The following is a 20,251-nucleotide window of genomic DNA, read 5'->3' as shown; positions in this document are numbered from 1 at the left end:
GCGTTGACACATCATGAAACAGGTCACCATTGCGATTTGCAATTACAACTACGAGCACTATCTGGCGGCGGCGATCGACTCGGCGCTCGCGCAGGACTATCCGGCGACCACGGTCATGATCGTCGATGATGGATCGACCGACGGGTCACGCGCGATCATCGAAGGCTACGGCGACCGCGTCGTGTCGGTGTGCAAGAAAAATGGCGGACAGGTGTCCGCCTACAACTATGCAATCGCGTCGCTCACCACCGAGTTTGTGATCTTTCTCGATTCGGATGACGTGCTGTACCCATCCGCAGTCACTGAGGTCATGCGCTTTTTCCAGAACGGCGAGTGGGCGAAGGTGCAATTCCGCCTCGACGTGATGGACAGCAATGGAGAGTCGACGGGTGCCTACGTGCCGAATAGCGAGCCGCCCCCCGACTGCAGCGGTCTGCTGCGCGGGGGTTGGCTCTATCCGTCGCCGCCCGCGTCTGGCAACGCTTACCGGGTGAGTGCGCTCAAGCAGATCTTCCCCGTCCCCGAAGAGGGCGTGAATCGCTATGGCGCGGACTTTTACGCGATCTATGGCGTCGCGCTGACCGGACCGATCGCGACCTTGTCGAAGTCGCTAGGCGGCTACCGTGTGCATAACGCGGGCAGTGAAACGGTGTCGTTCGCAAACTCGGAACAACTGACGAAAGCGCCGCGCGCGTTCAACATGCGCTGGGCCATTCTGCGCAATATTGCAAAAGACCGCCTCGACATTGAATTACCGGCCACATTTCTCGACTTTTCGCACGAGAAAGCGACATTCTGCTCTTCCGTTTATCGCGCGACGTTTTTCAGGCGTTGGCACTGGATGCTACGCGATTCGCGCAGCTATCTGCACACGATCATTGCAAATCCGTTCTGGAGCCTGAAGAAGAAGCTCGGCACCCTCGTACTGTCGAGCCTGTGTCTCGTGCCGTACTCGCCGCTGTCGGATTTCGCGGTGCGTTATATCGCGAACCCGCTTGCGCGCCGTCGCGTCGCAGGACGCTAGGCGAAGGAGGACGGCATGGATAGACGAACGAGCACCAACCTGATCGTATTTGTGTACGCCGGCTATTTCATGAGGTACGTGTACCTCATGATCGTGGTGCCGTTCTATGGCAGGGTGCTTGGCGTGGCCGAATACGGGCGGGTACTCGCGTCGATGTCGCTGATGAACGTGATATGGATGTTCGTCGGCTTCGGCTTCACCTTCGTCGGCATGCGCGAGGTGGCGAAAGCGCAGTCGACCCAGGAATGCAATGCGATCTATTCGCTGCATGTCAGCGCGCGGCTGGCACTCGCCGTGATTGGCGCGGGCATAGGCATCGTTGCGACGTTCTGCTCACCGTTGTTGGCGGAGCAGCCTCTGATCGGCATGCTCGCAACCCTGCTAGGGATCGTGTCGGCGTGCAATCTCGGCTGGCTGTTTCAGGGGCGGCAGCAGATTCGCACGCCGATCATGATCGAAGTGTTCGGCTTCGCGCTGAGTCTCGTGCTGGTGCTGGCGCTCGTCAAAGGACCGAACGACGCCGTATGGGTGTTGGCGAGTCTGCTGATCGCGGGCGTCGCGTCGCTGGTCATTGCGTATGGTCTAACGACGTGGCAACTCGGTTGGCCGCGTCTGGCGTTTTCCGGCGTCCTGCCGCTCGTGCGCAGGTCGACGATGCTGTTCTGCTTTTCGTCCGGCTCCGTCGTGCTGACGGCATCGTCGACGTATTTGCTGACCTTGTTCTCGACGCCCGCGGAGGTCGGCTATTTCGGCGCGGCCGAACGTTTCGCGACGATCGGTCTGAGCCTGATGGCCCCCGCGGCGCAAGTCTTTATTCCGACGATAACCCGGCAACTCGCGCAGGACGACAAGGCGGGCGCGCATGTAACGACGCGGCGCGGCGCCTTGTTGCTGCTCGGCTATGGCGTGCTCGTGCTGTGCGGCGCATTGACGCTTTCGCCTTTCGTGTTGCCGCTGATTCTCGGCGCCGCGTTCGAGCCGAGTGTGCACGTATTGCAGGTATTTGCATGGATGTTCCCGTTCGCGGCCTTCAATGAGTTCGTCGCGTTCTATGTATTCGTACCGCGCAGGATAGACCGGGTACTCGCGATTGCGGGCGTCGCCTCAGCGCTGGTCAATCTCGCGGCGGCGCTCGTTCTCGCGCCGCGTTTCGGCGCGATCGGCATGGCCTCTGCTCGGGTGATCGGCGAAGCAGCGCTCTCGGTCACGCTGCTCAGCGTGCTGATTCGCCTCGAGCTGGTCGGGCTGTTGCCCGGCGCCGAGCGGGCGCTCGCGCGGGTGCGGGTGGTGTGTGGGCTTCGTACGCAGGCGGGCGGCGCAAAAGACGATTGAAGTGGCGCGTGGGTGTGCGGGAGTTTGAGTGGATTGTCACAGGAGGTCGAAGTGAAAGTCGCTATTGTTCACGATTGGCTGGTAGTGTCCGGCGGCGCCGAGAAAGTATTGAAGAACATCATCGAGTGCTTCCCGGATGCGGACGTCTTTTCGATTGTCGATTTTCTCGAAGACCGCGATTGCGTGAAGGGGAAGTCCGTCAATACGTCCTTCATCCAGAAGATGCCATTTGCGCGAAGACGATACCGCGCCTATTTGCCGTTGATGCCGATTGCTATCGAGCAGGTGGATCTGTCCGGCTACGATCTCGTCATTTCGAGCTCCCACGCGGTTGCCAAAGGCGTGTTGACCGGGCCGAACCAGGTGCACATCAGCTACATTCATTCGCCGATCCGCTATGCGTGGGATCTGCAACATCAGTACCTGCGCGAATCCCATCTCGACAGGGGACTGCGCTCCGCGTTGGCGCGAGTGCTGCTTCATTACATTCGCGGCTGGGATTCGCGTTCTGCGAACGGCGTCGATCATCTCGTTGCTAATTCCCAGTTCATTGCACGGCGAATCAGAAAGGCCTATCAGCGTGAAGCGACCGTGATCTATCCGCCTGTCGATCTGGCGAATATGTCCATTGGTACGGAGAAAGAGGATTTCTACGTGACGGCGTCGCGGATGGTGCCTTATAAGCGTATTGATCTGATCGTTCAGGCCTTTTCGCAAACGCCCGAGCGCAAGCTGGTCGTGATCGGCGACGGTCCCGATATGAAGAAAATCAAAGCGGTGGCCGGCGACAACGTCAAGATTCTCGGGCATCAGCCGTCCGACGTGCTGGTCGATCATTTGCGGCGCGCGCGTGCATTCGTGTTCGCGGCGGAAGAGGATTTCGGCATCTCCGTGGTCGAAGCGCAGGCATGCGGTACACCGGTGATTGCCTTCGGCCGCGGCGGCGCGCTTGAATCGGTGGTGGGATTGCCGCTCGAGCGGCCCACCGGGGTCTTCTTCGGCGAGCAAAGCACCGCGTCCTTGCTCGAAGCCGTTACCCGTTTCGAGAGCAACGCCGCCTTATTCGATGCACGTGTGTGCCGCAAGAATGCCGAGCGTTTTTCGTCTGAGAACTTCAAGAAGGCGCTGATGGGCTTCGTCGATGCCCGGCTCCCCTATGCGTGCGTCGAGCAGTTCCTTCCCTATGCGCCGAGTCAGTCGCTGCCGGCCCAAGAACGTCATCTTGCCGACGTTGCGCCGTGAGTCGGGCGCCGGGGCACGGGCTGTGTAGCTCGCGCACCCACGACGCCCGCCTTGCGCGCACCGCGCGGGCCGGGCCTGAATGCAGTGGCCGCCAGCGGACGCGCGGCTAGCAGCAGCGAGATTACAAGAGAAAGAATCAATACATTCGACGGCGTGACCAGCCGATGTTCGGTTGCCGACATCACCAGCAGGCATACCGACGAAATCTCGACGAAGCGGAACGCCGCGAAGTGGCGGCCCCCCTCGACCAACGCGGAATACGCCGCCCCCTGCTTGCTCCATTCCACCAGTTTCCAGAAGAACGCGAGGATCAGCGTCAAGCCCACGACGCCGAGCTCGGCGAGGATATTCAGGTACGAGTTGTGAGCGTGCGAGTCGCTGTGCTCGATCACGATGTCGGACGGTACCGCGAACAGATGGAAGTACGAGGTGAGGCTGCCGATATGGTCGTCGAACGAGCCGAAGCCGAGACCGACGAGCGGGCTTTGCACGAAATACGCGAGCGCTCGTGGCCATAGCCACTCGTAGCGGATGTTGAGGTTGTTGACTTTTGCGTCGTTGGCGTGAATCGCGAACGTATAGCCCATGTAGTCGACGTTCGGCTGCGTATGGTAGATCGCGATGGCGGCCGAGGCGATCAGCAGCACGGCGATCAGCGTACCGAGAATCCAGCGCTTGCGGCCAAAGTACAGGTAGGGCAGAACGGCCACCGCGCCGAGCAGCGAGCCGCGGCTGTAGGTCGAAAACAGCATCAGCACGGTGCAGAAGAGCAGCGCGATTATCAGCTTGCTGCGCTTTTGCAGGTAGCACGCCACACCCAGACAGAACAGCATCGCCAGGAAGCCGCCGGCCGCGTTACGGGCAATGAAATAGCTGCCGAAGGTGTCGTTAGGGTGGATTAAGATGCTGAACAGCCCGTTCGTGGCGATGTAGTACGCGTACATCGGCAGATTGATGACGACTGCGAAGATGAACAACGAACGCAGCACCTTATTCAGATCCCAGCGGTGCGCATACACGCAGCCGGCAAAAATGGGCAGATAGGAGATGAAGAAATTGCCGTCGCGCCGATAGAAGTCGAATTCGAGGAACGACTGCGGATCATAGAGCAGCGTCGAGATGATCGCGAGCACCGTGAAAGCGGTGAGCGGCGTGATGAACGCGGGATAAGTGCGGCCGTAAAAGCGCCATGCCAGCAATACCAGCGGGACGAAGCCTATCGCACTGATGGGCACGAAGTTCGTGACCGTCATGAAAAGTGCGAGTAGCGAAAGATAGGCCATTGCAACTCCAGAAAAACGGATGGCGCGCCGGTTGGGGTTGTGCCCATGCGCTGGATGATGGCGAGATTGGGAACAGCGAAAGACTTACAGTGTGGCCGTGCGGGATCACACAGCTGTTTGTCTTTGACAGGAATGCCACGGGACGTTCATTAAACGGTAGCACGTGTCGCTGCTTATTTCCATCGTGCGCACTGCAATAGAAGTGCAAGCTCGTTCGCAAGCTTGCGAAATCCGGTCCCCGAGCGCCGCCAAAACTTCCGCGCTTCGCGCCAGATGCCCTGTGTCGCAAGGCGCTCTCACTATGATGAATTCATCGGGGCACGGCGTCGACCAGATCCGATGTACGTCGTTGCCACATTCGTTCTTTCGTTTTCAAATCGTTTTCCGGTCGTCGTTGTCGAGCAGACCACTGCGATTCGGCCAGTCAGTTTCTGTACTTCCAGCTCGCGCCGGATTTGCCGTCGGCGCGTGCCTGTATCACTGTGAACTGAACTACTGGTTTGGTCCGTTTGACGCGGACGCCCTGTCGATAAATCACATCAGACGGTATTTGCGTGGATCGCGGCACACCGCGTTGTTCGGTGTCGTCCAGGAAGACGCGTTCCCGAGCCGGTTTCAATGCGAAGGAGTTTGCGATGGGTAAGGTTACCGCGGCAGCAGCCGCAGCGGATGTCGAAACGATGCGACAGGACGCCGCCGAGTCGGAATTCCCGACGCTCGTGCAGGTGATTCTCGCCGGTGGTTCCGGCACCCGGTTGTGGCCGGTGTCGCGCGAACAGTTTCCCAAGCAACTGATCGACGTGATCGGTAAGCAGACTTTGCTGCAAGCGACCATGGGACGCATGGCGGGCTTCGATGCCGCATGGAACGTCGCGGCCGATCCGGTGATCGTCTGCGGCACCGAGCATTATTTCGCCACTTACGAACAGGCGCGCGAGATCGGCGTGAACGCGCGGATCGTGGTCGAGCCCGCGCGTCGCGATACGGCGCCGGCACTGACGCTTGCCGCGCTGACGGCATCCACGGAAGACGAAGACGCGATCCTCGTCGCGATGCCAGCCGACCATGCGATCGCGAATCTGGAAGCGCTGCATCACTCGCTCGACATCGCCGCAACGCATGCGCGCAACGGCGCGATCGTCACGCTAGGCGTGCCGCCCGAGCGGGCCGATACGGGCTTCGGTTATATCCGGCTCGGCGATGCATTGCCCGACGGCGCGCGTCGCATCGAGCGCTTCGTGGAGAAGCCCGCGGCGGAACTCGCGGCCCAGTACGTCGCGTCGGGCAATTACTGGTGGAATAGCGGCATCTTCGTCGTGCGGGCGTCGGTGTGGCTTTCGGTCATCCAGCAGTTTCAGCCGGACATGCACACGGCCTGCATTCAGGCGTATCGCGACGCGAAGAAGACTGAAGAATGCATCATGCCGGACGCCGACGGGTTTCTCGGTTCGCCGTCCGACTCGATCGACTATGCGGTGATGGAACAGCTGGGCAAACCTGAGTCGGCGTTTTCGGGCGTGGTGGTGCCGCTCGAAGCGGGGTGGTCCGATCTCGGCTCGTGGGATGCCGTGTGGCAAGCGATGGAGAAGGACGAGTGCGGTAACGCGGCCAGCGGCCGCGTGCTGTTCGAAGGGGCCACCGCGACCTACGCACGCTCGCAAGGAGGCAGGCTTCTCGCTTGCGTCGGCACCGACAACATGATCGTGATCGAAACCGACGACGCGGTGCTCGTCGCGGATCGCTCGCATGTGCAGGACATCAAGGGACTCGTGTCGCGGATCAGGGCCGAGAAGTCACCGGAAGCCGATGCTCACAGAAAAGTCCGTCGCCCGTGGGGTTTCTATGACTCGATCGATCATGGCGAGCGCTTTCAGGTGAAGCGCATCGTCGTGATGCCGGGCGGCCGTCTGTCGTTGCAGATGCATCATCATCGCGCCGAGCATTGGGTGGTGGTGTGCGGCACCGCGCTCGTCACGCGTGGAGAAGAGCAGTTTCTCCTCGGCGAAAACGAATCGACCTACATCCCGCTAGGTGTTCGCCATCGGCTCGAAAATCCGGGCCGCGTACCGCTGCAGATCATCGAAGTACAGTCCGGCACTTATCTCGGCGAAGACGACATCGTGCGTTTCGACGACAAGTACGGGCGTTGTGGCTGATGCGACGAAGTCGACCTGATACGTCCTATGAGGGGGCTGTGATGCGATTGCTGACTGGTCTGCTGGCGAGAGCGTTCGACGTCGCGATGATCGTGGCTGGGGCCTTCGCGGCCTCACAGGTGCGCTTCGACGGCGGCTCGCAACGGAGCTTCTATTTCGCGTTCGTCGCTTTTGCCGCGGCGTTTGCTCTCGCGGTCTTTCCGGCGCTCGGCGTATACCAGTCCTGGCGGGGCCGCTCGAAAAGAGTGCTGGCGAGCCAGGTGGCGCTCGGCTGGCTCGTCGTGCAGGCGTGCGCGATGGCGCTGATGTTCTCGCTGCACCGGATCGACATCGTGTCGCGGCTCTGGTTCGTGTACTGGACCGGCATTTCGGGCGCCGCGATGATGTCCGGCCGGCTGGTCACGCATGCGCTGCTCGGCCGCATGCGCCATGCGGGGATGAACTTGCAGCAGGTCGCGGTGGCGGCGTGCGGCGATCATTGCGACGAGATCATTCGCAAGATCGAGACCTCGCCCGCTGCCGGCTTTCGCGCGAATGCGTTGTATAACCTGCACCCCGACTGTTGCGTGCCGCCGCACCCGTCAGTGCAGGTGTTCGAAGAACAGTCCGCGTTCGCTCGCTACGTGCGCGAGCAGCAGATCGGCGAAGTGTGGCTGGCACTGCCGCTCTCCGAGGAGCGCGCGATTCTCAAGCTGGTGGCGGAGTTTCGCAACGACCTGATCAATGTGCGCTTCATGCCCGACGTGCGCTCGCTCGCGCTGTTCGAAGGCAGCATGACCGAGTTGCTCGGCTTGCCGACGATCAATCTCGCCGCGTCGCCGCTGCCGCCCAACGCGTTGGTGCAGAAAGACCTGTTCGACCGTCTGTTCGCGCTCGTCGCTTTGATCGCGATCTCGCCGATCCTGCTGGGCTGCGCGATAGCGGTCAAACTGAGTTCGCGCGGGCCGGTGTTCTTCAAGCAGCGCCGAAAAGGCGCCGACGGCCGAGTATTTACGATCTACAAGTTCCGCACGATGCGCTTGCACGAGCAGAAGCCGGGCATTCTCGAACAGGCGACGCGCGACGATCCACGCATCACCAGCGTCGGTGCGTTCCTGCGCCGCACGAGTCTCGACGAACTGCCGCAGTTCTTCAACGTGCTGCGCGGCGATATGTCGGTGGTAGGGCCGCGTCCGCATGCGCTCGAACATGACGATCTCTATCAGAACATAGTGTCGGGCTATATTCAACGTTATCGGATCAAACCCGGCATTACCGGTTGGGCGCAGATCAACGGATATCGCGGCGAGACCGATCGCCTCGAAAAAATGGAAGGCCGTGTTGCACACGATCTGTACTACCTGCGCAACTGGTCATTCTGGCTCGACATGAAGATCATTCTGGCCACGATTTTCAAGGGGCTTCATCATCCAAACGCGTACTAAGCATGATGCTATCCGGAGTTGAAAACGTAGTGAGACGATCAGCAAAGCGGGTCTCGCTTTACCGCTTTCACCACGATCACGGCATGCAGGCGAGAAGAATATTGGAGCGACTGGAAAGCAGATATGGCAAGGCCGACCCGAACAACCTGCGGCTCGCGGACGCCTATGCGCGGGACGTGTTCGGCGACCCGGTCTACGCGCCCTGGCTGCGCGTTTATACCGCGTTTTGTGGCACATTCAAGGAAGGCTGGATTCCGGACAACTACTATGGGATCGTCGTCGTGCCGCATCTGAAAGGCTGGTACGGCAAGATTTCGAGCCTTAAGCCGATTTCACGGCTGATCTTCGACGGCGACGAATTGCCGGACCTGGCGTACTTTGCCAACGGGCTGTTCTTTACGGACAAAAGCGTCGTGGTACCCGAGCGCGACCTGAAGGACGTCGTGTTCGAGCATACCGAGCGCGTCGCCTTCAAGCTCGACGGTTCCGGACAGGGCAATGGTGTCTACTTCTTCGACCGTGCCAACTTCGACCCCGCGGTCATCAGGTCGCTCGGCAATGGCGTGATTCAGACTTTCATCGACCAGCACAGTTTGTTCACTGCGTTTGCTTCGAAACCGGTGGCGACGTTGCGCTTCACGACCGTGGTGGACGACGCCGGCCGCATTTCCGTTCGAGCCTGCTACTTGCGCCTCGGCAGAGCCGAAGATACGCATGTGCTGGCGAATCGCGAAATATGCGTGTCGGTCAATCTCGAGACGGGCGAACTGTGCGACTTTGGGTATATGAGCGACTGGGGCGCGGTGGACGCGCATCCGGACTCGGGCGTGCACTTTGCGGGCGTGAAGATTCCGTGTTTCGACAAATGCATGGCGACCGTGCTGCGCCTGCACAGGAAGATTCCGTTTGCGCGCTGCATCGGCTGGGATCTCACGGTCGACGCGAACGACCAGGTCAAGTTGATGGAGTGGAACGGCAAGCACAACGACGTCAAATTCAGCGAGGCGACGCAAGGCCCGTGCTTCGCGGATCTGAACTGGGAACGGCTCAGGGCCGAACCTGACTTTGGACGGCTGCCACCGGTCTGACCGGGCAGGACAATAAACGCAGCGGGAGACGCGACGTGAGCGAACAGTTATGGTGCGTCCACATCGAAGGGCTGAACGACTTCATCGCCGTCGATTCGGAGGAATCGGCGCGGCACGAGGCGTCGGAGATCAATGCGTATATCGATCGCGCCGACAGAAGCTCGCGTGCCGCGCGTTTGCGCGCGGTGGTGGTCGAATGGCCGTTCAGCGCCGACGGTCACGCCAGAGCGCTCGATACCGACTGGCACGATCTGCAGCGTATGCCGCATAGACAGCAGGCTGCGGCGCGCCCCGACAGCGTGCTGTCGAATCTCGCGCGGCGCGTCAAGGAACTGCTGGGTGTCGCACGCGCGGACAGGGACGATGCCTGAAGCGCGGCGATGGCAAACCGCGTTATGCGGGCAGCGGCACGTCCTCGATCAGATCCGCATTCACCGCGCGAATCCTGCGGTCGACAAAGTAACCGCCGCCTTCGACGTAGCGCAAGTACAGTCGCCCGCACGTCGAGCATTGCCATACGCCGCAGCGGTTGTACGGGAAATAGCGCGGCGCGATCGGCGCATCGGCCGACCAGTAGCTCGTTTTATTGGGCAGATATTCGCTGAAGGTCGGCTCGGGATCGTCTTCCGGCATCAGCGTGCCGATCTCCTCCAACAAGGTTTCGTCGAGTGAAAGCGGTTGCGATTGCCAGCCGTCGAGGGGAGTGCGCGTGCATTCGCAAGGCGCGGCGGCGCGTTGTTGTTCCAGGCGCCGCTGCGCCGCGCGCGCGAGCTCGAGAAGGGTTGCAGTGTTCAGGTAGTGCGCCATGTGGCTAGTAGCAAGGGGTTCATGAGCCGTTCATCATCCGGTCGCGCTGCGTCGCGAATCGCACCGTCGGTCACGAGCAGGTCGCCGGGGCGGCAGAATTCGAACGCGCGATGAATCGCGAGATTGTCGCCGGGGCGTGTATGGATCGTCAATGTGGTGCCAGCCAACGGCTTGGGCCGATGATACGGCCGCAAGCCGATCGCGCCGCTTGCGCTCGCGATGTTGCCGCTGAGCAGCGACACTGCGAGCTCGCGCAACGCTTCAAGCGTGGCTGGGCGGCGCTTGCGGCGCGCATGGAAATTCACGCGTTGCATTGATCCTGCTCTTTCTCAGGGTCTCGATGCTCGTCAGCTAACTGCTGCGATCCGCTCCGCGACGCAGCTGGAGTTCAGTTTCTCCGCGAGAATGACGAAGCACTGTGATGAGACACGGTGCGCTCCCGCCAACGCAGTGATGGCGGGAGCGGTGTTACGGTTTGCGCGGAAGCGGTGCGAAATGTTCGCCGTCATGTCGGTTGGTGAGGACATAGCCATCTCGCTTGCGTATCTTCAGAAAGAAGAGCACTGGCGCCGTATTCGGATCGCCACCGCATTCGAGCGTATGGTTCTCGTGAACCCCGACGATGAAATAGTTCTTCTCATCCGAGACGTCGAATAGCAGGCATTGGGTTCGGTTGGAGGAGAGGTGATGCGTTTGGGTGACTTTCGCTGCCCGCTCCGCGGCCTGATCCGCGGTGGAGATCGCTTGCGCCGATGCCGCTGCATGCGCGCTGGCGAGCAGCAAGGCCAAGGTCACCATTCTTGCCCGCATGGTTTTTGCTGGTTCACCGAACGTCATATTGATCAAGTTTGCGTGATTGAATGATACTGATCAATTTAGCGCCGTACTGAGGGTCCGTCGCGTAATGGTTGCGGGCTATTTCAGTAGCGAATCCAATGCTGTCAACATGCAGGAAAGCGGAGCGGAAGCGGGTGTTGTGTTTGAGCATGGCGGCGTAGTCGTCCGCGGCCTCGTCATAACTACTATAGGCCCTGAAGGTGCCCGTGGTTGCGACGGATACGCCGTTTACGGTTTCGTGCGTACCGAACGTTGTACTTTGTCCATTTGGTGAGCGGCCTTTGATACCGAAGTATGCATTGCCGCTGACGGTCCTCCCCCAGTTACTTTCCAGCGCGGATTGTGCAAGGACTACACCTGCTGGTATTCCGTATTTGCGCTGTATATTCTGCGCGGTGGAAAGGTGGTCATGAATGAAGTTGGAAACATAGGTATCGCCTACGTTCGCGTTGTTCCGACGGTGTTTGGGCACATATGGCTCCTGAATCCCCACAACGGGAACCCCGAAGCTAACGTGATACTTGACAGTTGGCTATGGGCGAAGGATGAAAGTGACAACCCGCAGTGATCGCTGTATCCAAGCCGGCTCCCTCCCCCGAATCTGGCGGGCCTGGAATGCGAGCGGCGAATTGCGTTTCACAGAAGCCCTCACCCCGCGCGAATCGAATCGATGACCAGTTGCATCGCCGGCGTGACGCGCCGGTTTCTGCGCAGAATTAGCCCATATGGTGCGAGCCGGCCGCGCAACGGCGTCGCGACCGCGGCGATCGCATCGAGCGCGACGTAGTACTGCGCGACCGAACTCGGCAGCACGGCGAGCATATCCGAATCCCGCAGCAACGAAAGCGTGGTCAGGATCGACGACGTCTCGACTGTGCTGACCGGCGGCGCGACGCGCGACTCGCGAAACGTTTGATCGATGACCTGGCGCATCGGGCTCGGATGCGGCTGGATGATCCACGGATAGCGTGCAAGGTCCGCCAGCTTGGGCCGCGTGCCCGTTTGTTTGCCAGTTTTCACGGCTGGATGATCGGGCCGCACGACGATCGACAGCGCCTCTTCCGCCAACGTCTCGAAGCTCAGGTCGAGTGCCGGAAAACCATCGGGAATCCGACCGATCACTATATCGAGCTGATCCTGTTGCAGCGACTGCACGAGCACGTCGCTGGTGTCGATCGTGACCGCCATCTGCAGGCGCGGATGCGCCTCCTTCAGCTTGACGATCGTGTGCGTCAGCAGTTCGGGCGACGGCGCCATCACCGCGCCGATGCGTACCTTGCCGATATCGCCGGCCTCGATGCCGGCCAACTCCTCGCGCAGCTCGTCGAGATCCTCGAACACGACACGCGCATAGCGCATCACGGCCTCGCCGAAGATCGTCGGCTCCATGCCGCGCGCATGTCGCACGAATAGGGATACGCCGAGCGTGTCTTCGAGTTCCTGCAAGGCCTTGGTCGCTGCGGGCTGGGTCATCGCGAGATCGTCCGCGGCGCGCCGCAGCGATTCGGTTTCCGACAGCGCGACCATCAGTTGCAGATGACGTAGGCGCAGACGCTTGCGGATGGTAGAGGCGGGCGGGATCATGAGCGATAACTTTAAGGAATCGGCCGATACGAATTATTCAGTGGTCAGTTATCGGATAGTTTCGCACACTAGCGCTTATGCAGAACGGCGATCGCGACGCCGTTCGCGTTGACAAGAGCAAACTGGAGACGACGCATGACGATGACCGCGAGCCCCGCGCTCGACAGCGCGATTACCAAAGCGCGCAGGAGGCTGCTGCCTCTTCTGATCCTGATGTACATACTGGCGTTCATCGACCGCGCGAACGTCGGCTTCGCGAAGAACGTGCTACAGGCCGACACCGGCTTGAGCGACGCGGCGTTCGCGTTCGGCGCCGGCATTTTCTTCGTCGGCTATGCGGTGTTCGAAGTGCCGAGCAATCTGCTGATGTACCGCTTCGGAGCGCGCGTCTGGATGAGCCGCATCATGGTCACGTGGGGCATCGTGTCCGCGTGCACCGCCATCGTCGACAGCGCCACGAGCTTCTATGTGCTGCGCACGCTGCTCGGCATCGCCGAAGCCGGTTTCTTCCCCGGCATCATCCTGTTCCTGTCGAACTGGTTTCCCGCGAAAACGCGCTCGCAGACGATGGGCATGTTCTATTTCGGCTTCCCGCTCGCGCTGTTGCTCGGCAGCCCGATATCGGGTCTGCTGCTCGATGCGGGCAATCCGTTTGGCATGCATCCGTGGCAGTGGCTCTTTGTCGTCGAAGGGCTGGCGGCGTCGGTGGTAGGGGTCGTCGCATACTTCTATCTGACCGACCGGCCCGTCGAGGCGCGCTGGCTCGATGCCGATGAGCGTGATGCGCTCGATCACGCATTGCGCCAGGAAGACCGCCAGAAGCTCGCGCATGGTCCGGCTTCGGTGCTGGCGGCGCTGCGCGATTCGCGCGTGCTGTTCTGCGGCCTGATCTACTTCGCGGTGCAGATGAGCGTGTACGGTGTCGTGTTCTATCTGCCGACGCGCATCGCCGGGCTCGCGAGCGGTGGCCATGTCGGCGTCGAGGTCGGACTGCTGACGGCGATTCCGTGGATCGCCGCGATCATCGGCACGTTCTGTGTGACGCGCTACGCCGACCGTCACGGTCATCACCGTATCTGGGCCGCGGCGATGCTAGCGCTCGCGGCGTTCGGCATTGCCGCTTCGGCGATGACGTCGTCGGTGACGCTGGCGATTGCCGCGTTCTGTTTCGCCGCAATCGGTTTCGTCTGCGTGCAGCCGCTGTTCTGGACGCTACCCACCGGTTACCTGGGCGGCGCCGCGGCCGCGGGCGGCATCGCGTTGATCAATTCGATCGGCAATCTCGGCGGCTTCGTCGCACCGAACCTGAAGGGGCTAGCCGAGCGCGCGATCGGCTCGTCGCAGGCGGGGATGTTCTCGCTCGCGGTGGTCGGCCTGATCGGCGCATTGCTGCTGCTGACGTTCCGCTTCACGTCCGCTTCCACCTCCAGTTCCATCTCTCATCGCAATAGCCCGCTCGGCGAACGCACGGGCCACTGACTCACCGACTCTCAGAAGGAAATCGTCGAACATGAAGATCAAGCATATCCGTACACGTGTTTTCGAGTGGAAAGGCAAAGTCGTCCCGCCGCAAGCGCATTTCTGCACGAACGCTGTCGATATTCTGTACGAGCGCGGCGACGCGATGGGTTCATTCCGCTTTCACGGCTGGCTCGTCGTCGAAGTCGAATGCGACGACGGCACGGTGGGCATCGGCAATTGCGCGCTCGCGCCGCGCATCGCGAAGCAGATCATCGACGAATACCTTGCGCCGATCGCGATCGGCGAAGATCCGTTCGACAACGAGTACATCTGGCAGAAGATGTATCGCCGCACGCTCGCCTGGGGCCGCAAAGGCATCGGCATGGCGGCGATCTCCGCGATCGATATCGCGCTGTGGGACATCATGGGCAAGGCCGTGAAAAAGCCGGTGTTCAAGCTGCTCGGCGGCCGTACGAAAGAAAAGATCTGGTGTTACGCGTCGAAGCTCTACAACAACGACGACCGCGATGCGTTCCTCGGCGAAGCACAAGGCTACCTGGACAGCGGCTTCACCGCGATGAAGATGCGCTTCGGCTACGGCCCGAAAGACGGCCCGAAAGGCATGGCGAAAAACATCGAACAGGTGCGTCTGTTGCGTGAACTGGCCGGCGACGAAGTCGACATCATGCTCGAATGCTATATGGGCTGGACGCTCGAATACGCGCGCAGAATGCTGCCGCGCCTCGCCCAATTCAATCCGCGCTGGATCGAGGAGCCGGTGATCGGCGACGACGTCGAAGGCTATCAGGAGCTGAAGAAGATGAACCTGATGCCGGTGTCGGGCGGCGAGCACGAGTTCACGAGCTACGGCTTCAAGGATCTGCTCGAACGCCGCGCGATCGACGTGATCCAGTACGACACGAATCGCGTGGGCGGCATCACGGCGGCGCGCAAGATCAATGCGATGGCCGAAGCGTGGTCGGTGCCGGTTATCCCTCACGCGGGGCAGATGCACAACTATCACCTGACGATGTCGAGCACCGCGAGTCCGATGTCGGAGTTCTTCCCTGTGTTCGACGTCGAAGTGGGCAACGAATTGTTCTACTACATCTTCGAAGGCGAGCCGCAACCCGAAAATGGCTATTTGCAACTGTCGGACGACGTGCCGGGCCTGGGCATCCAGTTGAGCGACAAGTATCTTGCCGATTTCAACATCGTCGAATGAATCGACAGACCCGAGGAAAGTATCGTCACGCTGATGGCGATGGAGCGAGCTAGCTAAGGCGCGTTAGCGTTTCCTGCGCGGCCCGGTCGAAGCACGCACCACCAGCTCGGGCGGCGGCCCGAGCACCATCGACGGCTGCCGCTCCGGCGTCTGGATCAAACGGATCAGACTCTGGATCGACAACTCCGCGACAGCCGCGGTTTGAATCGCGACCGTGGTCAGCGCCGGATGCACCTGATGCGCGAGCTGAATGTCGGTGATGCCGATCACCGACACGTCGCCGGGAACCGAACGGCCGAGCGTGATCAACGCCTGGATCGCGCCGATCGCGAGCAGGTCGTTGGTCGCGAAGATCGCGCTCAGTTGCGGGCGGTTCGCCATCAGCTCCATGCAGGCGGCGAAGCCGGCGTCGATCGAGTCGCGAATTTGCAGCACCGCGGCGGCGTCGGCTTCGATGCCGGCCGAGCGCATCGCCGCCCGAAAACCGTTCGAGCGCGCGTCCTGCAAACCGCCGCAGCCGTCGCCGATCAGCAAGCCGATCTCGCGATGGCCGAGTCCGAGCAGATGCCGCGCGGCCAATTCGCCCGCGCGCGCGAAGTCGACCGCGATGCACGGCAGCGCGGGCGGCGACTCTGGGTGTTCCCACATCGCAAGCAGAATCGGCGCGCTATGTGTCGCCGATGCGCACAGGTCGTTGATCGTGATGTCCGTGTTCATCACGAGCACGCCGTCGGCGAGCGTGCCGGCGATCTGATTCAGATACGCGCGGCCGATTTCGGCGTCGTCGTCGGTATTGCAGACCATCAGGAAATGGCCGGTCTTGCGCGCCGCGCGCTCGGCGGCGAGCACGAACTCCGGATAGAACGGGTTCGAGATGTTCGACAGCATCAGTGCGAGCGTCGACGACCGGCCTTCGGCGAGCGCTCGCGCATTCAGGTTCGGCCGATAGCCGAGCTCGGCGATCGCCTGCAGCACGCGCTCAGCCGTTTCAGGGCGGACTTTCTCGCGATTGCGCAGCACGTTGGAGACGGTGGCGGCGGTAACCTGCGCGCGTTTCGCGACTTCGGACAACGTGACCATGTTGGGTAATCCCAGATTTAGGGAGGTCAATTCAAATGTTGCAAACGACCCGCGAGATTGCTAACTTTCTCAAAAACGTAACGGAGACATCTGCCATGACTTTTTCCGCCGAACTCGAATTTAAGCGATTAAATGCCGCCCGCACAAGGCCTGGGCATTTTATTTCGGCGAAAATTTAAGCGATTAAATGGAGGCGGAGACAGCATGGCGACGATTCGTTTGAGCGATGTGCAAAAGGCCTACGGCGACCATCCGCCGGTGATCCGGCGCCTGAATCTGGAGATTGCGCAGCATGAGTTCTGCGTGTTCCTGGGCCCGTCGGGTTGCGGCAAGTCAACCTTACTACGGATGATCGCTGGTCTCGAGGACCTCAGCGAAGGCGAGCTGCATATCGGCGGGCGACTCGTCAACGACGTGCCGGCCGCCGAGCGCGGCGTCGCGATGGTGTTCCAAAGCTATGCGCTGTTTCCGCACATGACCGTGTTCGACAACATGGCGTTCGGATTGAAGCTCGCGAAGCAGCCGAAGGACGTGATCGAGCGCAAGGTGCGCGAAGCCGCGCGGATTCTGCAACTGGACAGCCTGCTCGACCGGCATCCGAAAGCACTGTCGGGCGGCCAGCGGCAGCGCGTCGCGATCGGCCGCGCGATCGTGCGCGAGCCGGGCGTTTTTCTGTTCGACGAGCCGCTGTCGAATCTCGATGCCGCGCTGCGCGGTCAGACGCGCGTCGAGATCGCGCGTCTGCATCAGAGGTTCGCGCACGCGAGCGTGGTGTACGTCACGCACGATCAGATCGAAGCGATGACGCTCGCCGATCGCATCGTGCTGCTGCATGCGGGCGCGGATGCCGAGCGCTTCGGCAGCATCGCGCAGAGCGGTGCGCCGCTCGAGCTGTATCACCAGCCGAAGTCGCGCTTCGTCGCGGGCTTTATCGGCTCGCCGCGCATGAACTTCATCGATGCAGCGGTCGAATCGATCGAGCCGGGCCGCGTGACGGTGGCGCTGGCGGCGGGCGCGCAAAAGCTCGTCGCGGACGTCGATGGAGAACGGCTGCAACGCGGCCAGCGCGTCACGCTCGGCGTGCGCCCGGAGCATCTGCGGCTCGACGGCGATGAACAGTTCATTCAGTGCGCGACCGTGTTGTCGGAACGGCTCGGCGAGCACAGCTACATCCACGCGGACCATGCGGGCGGCACGCTGATCGCGAAGGCGTCCGCCGATACGCCGCTCGGCGCGGGCGAACGCATCCGCGTTCACGTGCCGCCCGCTGCTTGCCATCTGTTCGACGAACAGGGGCTCGCGCTGCGGCGTAGCACGTTCGAACCGGAACGCGCGGCCGCCTGACCGAATTCCGCCATAGAGCGGGTTACATCGCCGGCCACGCTGCGTAGCCGGTCAACAAGGTAGACAAGGAGACACAGATGATTGCTCTTCGCCTTCGCCGTCTTGCCCAGGTGTCGATCGCCGCCGCCGTGGTAGCCGGCGCGCTCGGCAGTGCCGTGGTCGACGCGGCTACGCTGAACGTCAACGTATCGGCGCGCGGTAATCAGCGCTCGACCTGGCAGGACGCATTCGATCAGTTCAAGAAAGCCAATCCCGACATCGACCTGAAAATCACCTACGTGACCGAGGAAGCGTACAAGGTGCAGATGGGCGGCTGGCTCGCGACCGATCCGCCCGATGTCGTGTCGTGGCACGACGGCGAGCGGATGGCCTATTACGCGCAACGTGGTCTGCTCGAAGATCTGAGCTCGGACTGGGCGAAGAACGGCTGGTCGCAGCAGTATGCGTCGGTCAAGGACGCATCGACGTACAAGGGCAAGCAGTATGCGGCGCCGCTCGGCTATGACGCGTACGGCTTCTTCTATCGCAAGGATCTGTTCGAGAAGGCCGGCATCAAGAGCGAGCCGAAAACGTGGGACGAACTGCTCGAAGCCAACAAGAAGTTGAAGGCGATCGGTGTCGCGCCGATCGCGGTGGCCGCACGTGATAGCTGGACGCTGGCCGCGTGGTTCGACTATCTGGATCTGCGCATCAACGGCAACGAGTTCCATCAGAAGCTGATGGCCGGCGAAATTCCGTACACCGATCCGCGCGTGAAGAAGGTCTACACGACGTGGAAGACGCTGCTCGACAACAAAGACTTCATCGACAACGCGCTGTCGTACGACGTCGATTCGATCGGCCCGATCCTGAACAACGGCAAGGCCGCGATGATGCTGATGGGCACGTTCTTCTCAGCGAGCTTCCCGCCGTCGATCAAGGATCAGATCGGCTTCTTCCGCTTTCCGGTGATCGACGCAAACGTGCCGATGGCAGAAGACGGTCCCGTCAACGTGCTGCTGATTCCGGCGAAGGCAAAGAATAAGGCCGACGCGCGCAAGCTGCTCGCGTTCATGGAGACGCCGAAGATCAACGCGGAACTCGCAAAGGGCTGGGGACAGTTGCCGTCGAACAGCCACGCCGCTCCGCCTGAAGATGCGATTTCGAAGGTCGGCTTCCAGACGCTCGCGAACACGAAGGGCGGCATCGCGCAGTTCTACGATCGCGACATGCAGAAGGAAATGGCCGACGAAGGCATGAAGGTCATGCAGCAGTTCTACAGCGATCCGTCGCAACTCGACAGCGTGCTCGCTCATCTCGAAGCGACCCGCAAGCGCATCTACCAGAAGTAAGTCCCACGGCGCCGGCCGCGTGAGTGCGGCCGGCTTGCGGGTCCCGCTTCTGGGTCCTGCTTCCGGATCAACTCCGCCTTCGATTTCCGACGAGGCCGTTCCATGTCTCATACCGCAGCGCGCCGCCTGCCCGCGGCGTGGCACCGTCGCGTCTCGACGACGCGCCGTCATCAGCATCGCGCCGCGTTTTTCTTTCTGCTGCCCGGCTGTGCGTTGTTCACGCTGTGCGTGATCTATCCGATCATCAGCAGTATTTCGCTGAGCTTTTACAACTGGGACGGCATGACGCCGAAGACCTTCGCGGGTCTCGCCAATTACGTCGAGCTGTTCCAGTCCGATACGTTCTACACGGCGCTGAAGAACAACCTGATCTGGCTAGCGCTGTTTCTGCTCGCGCCGCCTCTCGGTCTGCTGTTCGCGCTGTATCTGAACCAGCACGTGCGCGGCATGCGCGTCGTGAAATCGCTGTTTTTCGCGCCGTTCGTGCTGTCGGGCGTCGTAGTTGGCCTTGTGTTCAGCTGGTTCTACGATCCGACGTTCGGGCTGCTGCGCTTGATCGTCGGTCGCGGCATTCCGGTGCTCGGCGATCCGCACACGGTCACGTTCGGCATCATCTTCGCCGCGCTGTGGCCGCAGGCACCGTTCTGCATGATCCTGTATCTGACCGGACTCACCGGCATCAATCCCGAGGTGGTCGAGGCGGCGCGCATGGAAGGCGCGAAAGGGCTGCGACTGCTGTGGCACGTGATCCTGCCGCAACTGCGGCCCGCCACCTTCATGGCGGTGGTGCTGACCGTGATCGGCGCACTGCGCAGCTTCGATCTGATCGCGGTGATGAGCGGCGGCGGTCCGTTCGACAGTTCCACCGTGCTCGCCTATTTCATGTACGACGAGGCGATCAAGTATTACCGCGAAGGCTATTCCGCCGCGATCGCGGTCGTGCTGTTCGCGATCATGCTCGTCTATATCGTGTTCCATCTGCGCCGCATGCTGCGCGAGGAACGCTGATTCTCTGAACGTCAGGAGTACCAGC

At 61.4% G+C, this 20,251-nt stretch carries 18 protein-coding genes and 1 pseudogene; 12 read left to right on the top strand and 7 right to left on the bottom strand.

Annotation, left to right across the window (positions count from 1 at the left end):
- The first annotated feature begins 13 nt into the window (after nucleotides 1-13).
- From AB3X86_RS17300 to AB3X86_RS17290, 3 genes are read left to right on the top strand one after another with little or no spacing between them, the layout of a single operon-like run.
- On the top strand, nucleotides 14-1,024 hold the full coding sequence (locus AB3X86_RS17300) for a glycosyltransferase family 2 protein (protein ID WP_368596898.1): 1,011 nt from the start codon (nucleotides 14-16) through the stop codon (nucleotides 1,022-1,024).
- 15 nt (nucleotides 1,025-1,039) lie between these two features.
- Nucleotides 1,040-2,356 carry a lipopolysaccharide biosynthesis protein gene (locus AB3X86_RS17295; RefSeq protein WP_368596897.1) on the top strand — a complete coding sequence of 439 codons (1,317 nt, stop codon included), beginning with the start codon at nucleotides 1,040-1,042 and terminating at the stop codon, nucleotides 2,354-2,356.
- Between the two features lie 51 nt (nucleotides 2,357-2,407).
- Complete coding sequence (locus tag AB3X86_RS17290) at nucleotides 2,408-3,598, top strand: glycosyltransferase family 4 protein (protein ID WP_368596896.1); 1,191 nt, start codon at nucleotides 2,408-2,410, stop codon at nucleotides 3,596-3,598.
- Here the strand turns inward: AB3X86_RS17290 and AB3X86_RS17285 are convergent.
- On the bottom strand, nucleotides 3,574-4,881 hold the full coding sequence (locus AB3X86_RS17285; RefSeq protein ID WP_368596895.1) for an O-antigen ligase family protein: 1,308 nt from the start codon (nucleotides 4,879-4,881) through the stop codon (nucleotides 3,574-3,576). The two genes, AB3X86_RS17290 and AB3X86_RS17285, sit on opposite strands and share 25 nt — an antisense overlap.
- 680 nt (nucleotides 4,882-5,561) lie before the next feature.
- Between AB3X86_RS17285 and AB3X86_RS17280 the strand changes: the two genes are divergently transcribed.
- The 4 genes from AB3X86_RS17280 to AB3X86_RS17265 are packed head-to-tail and all read left to right on the top strand — an operon-like array spanning nucleotide 5,562 to nucleotide 9,920.
- Nucleotides 5,562-7,037, top strand: a complete 1,476-nt coding sequence (locus AB3X86_RS17280) for a mannose-1-phosphate guanylyltransferase/mannose-6-phosphate isomerase (RefSeq protein ID WP_368596990.1) — start codon at nucleotides 5,562-5,564, stop codon at nucleotides 7,035-7,037.
- Between the two features lie 41 nt (nucleotides 7,038-7,078).
- Complete coding sequence (locus AB3X86_RS17275) at nucleotides 7,079-8,461, top strand: undecaprenyl-phosphate glucose phosphotransferase (RefSeq protein ID WP_368596894.1); 1,383 nt, start codon at nucleotides 7,079-7,081, stop codon at nucleotides 8,459-8,461.
- Nucleotides 8,462-8,463: 2 nt separating this feature from the next.
- Nucleotides 8,464-9,549 carry a sugar-transfer associated ATP-grasp domain-containing protein gene (locus tag AB3X86_RS17270; protein ID WP_368596893.1) on the top strand — a complete coding sequence of 362 codons (1,086 nt, stop codon included), beginning with the start codon at nucleotides 8,464-8,466 and terminating at the stop codon, nucleotides 9,547-9,549.
- A 35-nt stretch (nucleotides 9,550-9,584) separates the two neighbouring features.
- On the top strand, nucleotides 9,585-9,920 hold the full coding sequence (locus AB3X86_RS17265) for a hypothetical protein (protein WP_368596892.1): 336 nt from the start codon (nucleotides 9,585-9,587) through the stop codon (nucleotides 9,918-9,920).
- Between the two features lie 22 nt (nucleotides 9,921-9,942).
- On the opposite strand, the gene AB3X86_RS17260 is transcribed toward AB3X86_RS17265, so the two are convergent.
- The 5 genes and pseudogenes from AB3X86_RS17260 to AB3X86_RS17240 form a co-directional block, all read right to left on the bottom strand.
- Nucleotides 9,943-10,356 carry a hypothetical protein gene (locus AB3X86_RS17260; protein ID WP_368596891.1) on the bottom strand — a complete coding sequence of 138 codons (414 nt, stop codon included), beginning with the start codon at nucleotides 10,354-10,356 and terminating at the stop codon, nucleotides 9,943-9,945.
- Between the two features lie 59 nt (nucleotides 10,357-10,415).
- Nucleotides 10,416-10,674, bottom strand: a pseudogene (locus AB3X86_RS17255) (RraA family protein); the annotation flags it as partial.
- A gap of 150 nt (nucleotides 10,675-10,824) precedes the next feature.
- The gene (locus AB3X86_RS17250) at nucleotides 10,825-11,145 is read right to left on the bottom strand and encodes a hypothetical protein (protein ID WP_368596890.1); all 321 of its coding nucleotides are present in this window, start codon (nucleotides 11,143-11,145) and stop codon (nucleotides 10,825-10,827) included.
- A 34-nt stretch (nucleotides 11,146-11,179) separates the two neighbouring features.
- On the bottom strand, nucleotides 11,180-11,665 hold the full coding sequence (locus AB3X86_RS17245) for a glycoside hydrolase family 73 protein (RefSeq protein ID WP_368596889.1): 486 nt from the start codon (nucleotides 11,663-11,665) through the stop codon (nucleotides 11,180-11,182).
- Between the two features lie 176 nt (nucleotides 11,666-11,841).
- The gene (locus AB3X86_RS17240; protein WP_368596888.1) at nucleotides 11,842-12,777 is read right to left on the bottom strand and encodes a LysR family transcriptional regulator; all 936 of its coding nucleotides are present in this window, start codon (nucleotides 12,775-12,777) and stop codon (nucleotides 11,842-11,844) included.
- A 135-nt stretch (nucleotides 12,778-12,912) separates the two neighbouring features.
- Here AB3X86_RS17240 and AB3X86_RS17235 point away from each other — a divergent pair, with 135 nt between their 5' ends.
- Nucleotides 12,913-14,256, top strand: a complete 1,344-nt coding sequence (locus AB3X86_RS17235) for an MFS transporter (RefSeq protein WP_368596887.1) — start codon at nucleotides 12,913-12,915, stop codon at nucleotides 14,254-14,256.
- A 31-nt stretch (nucleotides 14,257-14,287) separates the two neighbouring features.
- A complete protein-coding gene (locus AB3X86_RS17230) occupies nucleotides 14,288-15,463 on the top strand; it encodes an L-rhamnonate dehydratase (protein WP_368596886.1) in 1,176 nt (391 codons plus the stop codon).
- A 63-nt stretch (nucleotides 15,464-15,526) separates the two neighbouring features.
- Here AB3X86_RS17230 and AB3X86_RS17225 read toward each other — a convergent pair whose 3' ends face one another.
- Entirely contained in the window at nucleotides 15,527-16,543 is a 1,017-nt protein-coding gene (locus AB3X86_RS17225; protein ID WP_368596885.1) for a LacI family DNA-binding transcriptional regulator, read from the bottom strand.
- A gap of 204 nt (nucleotides 16,544-16,747) precedes the next feature.
- Between AB3X86_RS17225 and AB3X86_RS17220 the strand changes: the two genes are divergently transcribed.
- The 3 genes from AB3X86_RS17220 (at nucleotide 16,748) to AB3X86_RS17210 (ending at nucleotide 20,226) form a co-directional block, all read left to right on the top strand.
- Nucleotides 16,748-17,887 (top strand): ABC transporter ATP-binding protein, encoded by a 1,140-nt coding sequence (locus AB3X86_RS17220; protein WP_368596884.1) that lies wholly within the window; start codon nucleotides 16,748-16,750, stop codon nucleotides 17,885-17,887.
- A 77-nt stretch (nucleotides 17,888-17,964) separates the two neighbouring features.
- Nucleotides 17,965-19,218 carry an ABC transporter substrate-binding protein gene (locus tag AB3X86_RS17215; protein ID WP_368596883.1) on the top strand — a complete coding sequence of 418 codons (1,254 nt, stop codon included), beginning with the start codon at nucleotides 17,965-17,967 and terminating at the stop codon, nucleotides 19,216-19,218.
- A 102-nt stretch (nucleotides 19,219-19,320) separates the two neighbouring features.
- Nucleotides 19,321-20,226: a carbohydrate ABC transporter permease gene (locus tag AB3X86_RS17210; RefSeq protein WP_368596882.1), complete on the top strand. Its 906-nt coding sequence runs from the start codon at nucleotides 19,321-19,323 to the stop codon at nucleotides 20,224-20,226.
- Nucleotides 20,227-20,251: the final 25 nt, after the last annotated feature.

Origin of the sequence: Paraburkholderia sp. BR14374 (assembly GCF_040948685.1) — a bacterium.
GTDB lineage: Bacteria > Pseudomonadota > Gammaproteobacteria > Burkholderiales > Burkholderiaceae > Paraburkholderia > Paraburkholderia youngii.
The sequence above is the reverse complement of the archived record's forward strand: the minus strand, read 5'-3'. Positions and strand labels throughout refer to the sequence as shown.

Bases quoted from the DNA above. Each gene is read 5' to 3' on its own strand.
- AB3X86_RS17295 (WP_368596897.1), top strand. From the start codon at position 1,040: ATGGATAGACGAACGAGCACCAACCTGATCGTATTTGTGTACGCCGGC.
- AB3X86_RS17215 (WP_368596883.1), top strand. From the start codon at position 17,965: ATGATTGCTCTTCGCCTTCGCCGTCTTGCCCAGGTGTCGATCGCCGCC.
- AB3X86_RS17235 (WP_368596887.1), top strand. From the start codon at position 12,913: ATGACGATGACCGCGAGCCCCGCGCTCGACAGCGCGATTACCAAAGCG.
- AB3X86_RS17280 (WP_368596990.1), top strand. From the start codon at position 5,562: ATGCGACAGGACGCCGCCGAGTCGGAATTCCCGACGCTCGTGCAGGTG.
- AB3X86_RS17220 (WP_368596884.1), top strand. From the start codon at position 16,748: ATGGCGACGATTCGTTTGAGCGATGTGCAAAAGGCCTACGGCGACCAT.
- AB3X86_RS17300 (WP_368596898.1), top strand. From the start codon at position 14: ATGAAACAGGTCACCATTGCGATTTGCAATTACAACTACGAGCACTAT.
- AB3X86_RS17285 (WP_368596895.1), bottom strand. From the start codon at position 4,881: ATGGCCTATCTTTCGCTACTCGCACTTTTCATGACGGTCACGAACTTC.
- AB3X86_RS17210 (WP_368596882.1), top strand. From the start codon at position 19,321: ATGTCTCATACCGCAGCGCGCCGCCTGCCCGCGGCGTGGCACCGTCGC.
- AB3X86_RS17270 (WP_368596893.1), top strand. From the start codon at position 8,464: ATGATGCTATCCGGAGTTGAAAACGTAGTGAGACGATCAGCAAAGCGG.
- AB3X86_RS17260 (WP_368596891.1), bottom strand. From the start codon at position 10,356: ATGGCGCACTACCTGAACACTGCAACCCTTCTCGAGCTCGCGCGCGCG.
- AB3X86_RS17225 (WP_368596885.1), bottom strand. From the start codon at position 16,543: ATGGTCACGTTGTCCGAAGTCGCGAAACGCGCGCAGGTTACCGCCGCC.
- AB3X86_RS17230 (WP_368596886.1), top strand. From the start codon at position 14,288: ATGAAGATCAAGCATATCCGTACACGTGTTTTCGAGTGGAAAGGCAAA.
- AB3X86_RS17240 (WP_368596888.1), bottom strand. From the start codon at position 12,777: ATGATCCCGCCCGCCTCTACCATCCGCAAGCGTCTGCGCCTACGTCAT.
- AB3X86_RS17275 (WP_368596894.1), top strand. From the start codon at position 7,079: ATGCGATTGCTGACTGGTCTGCTGGCGAGAGCGTTCGACGTCGCGATG.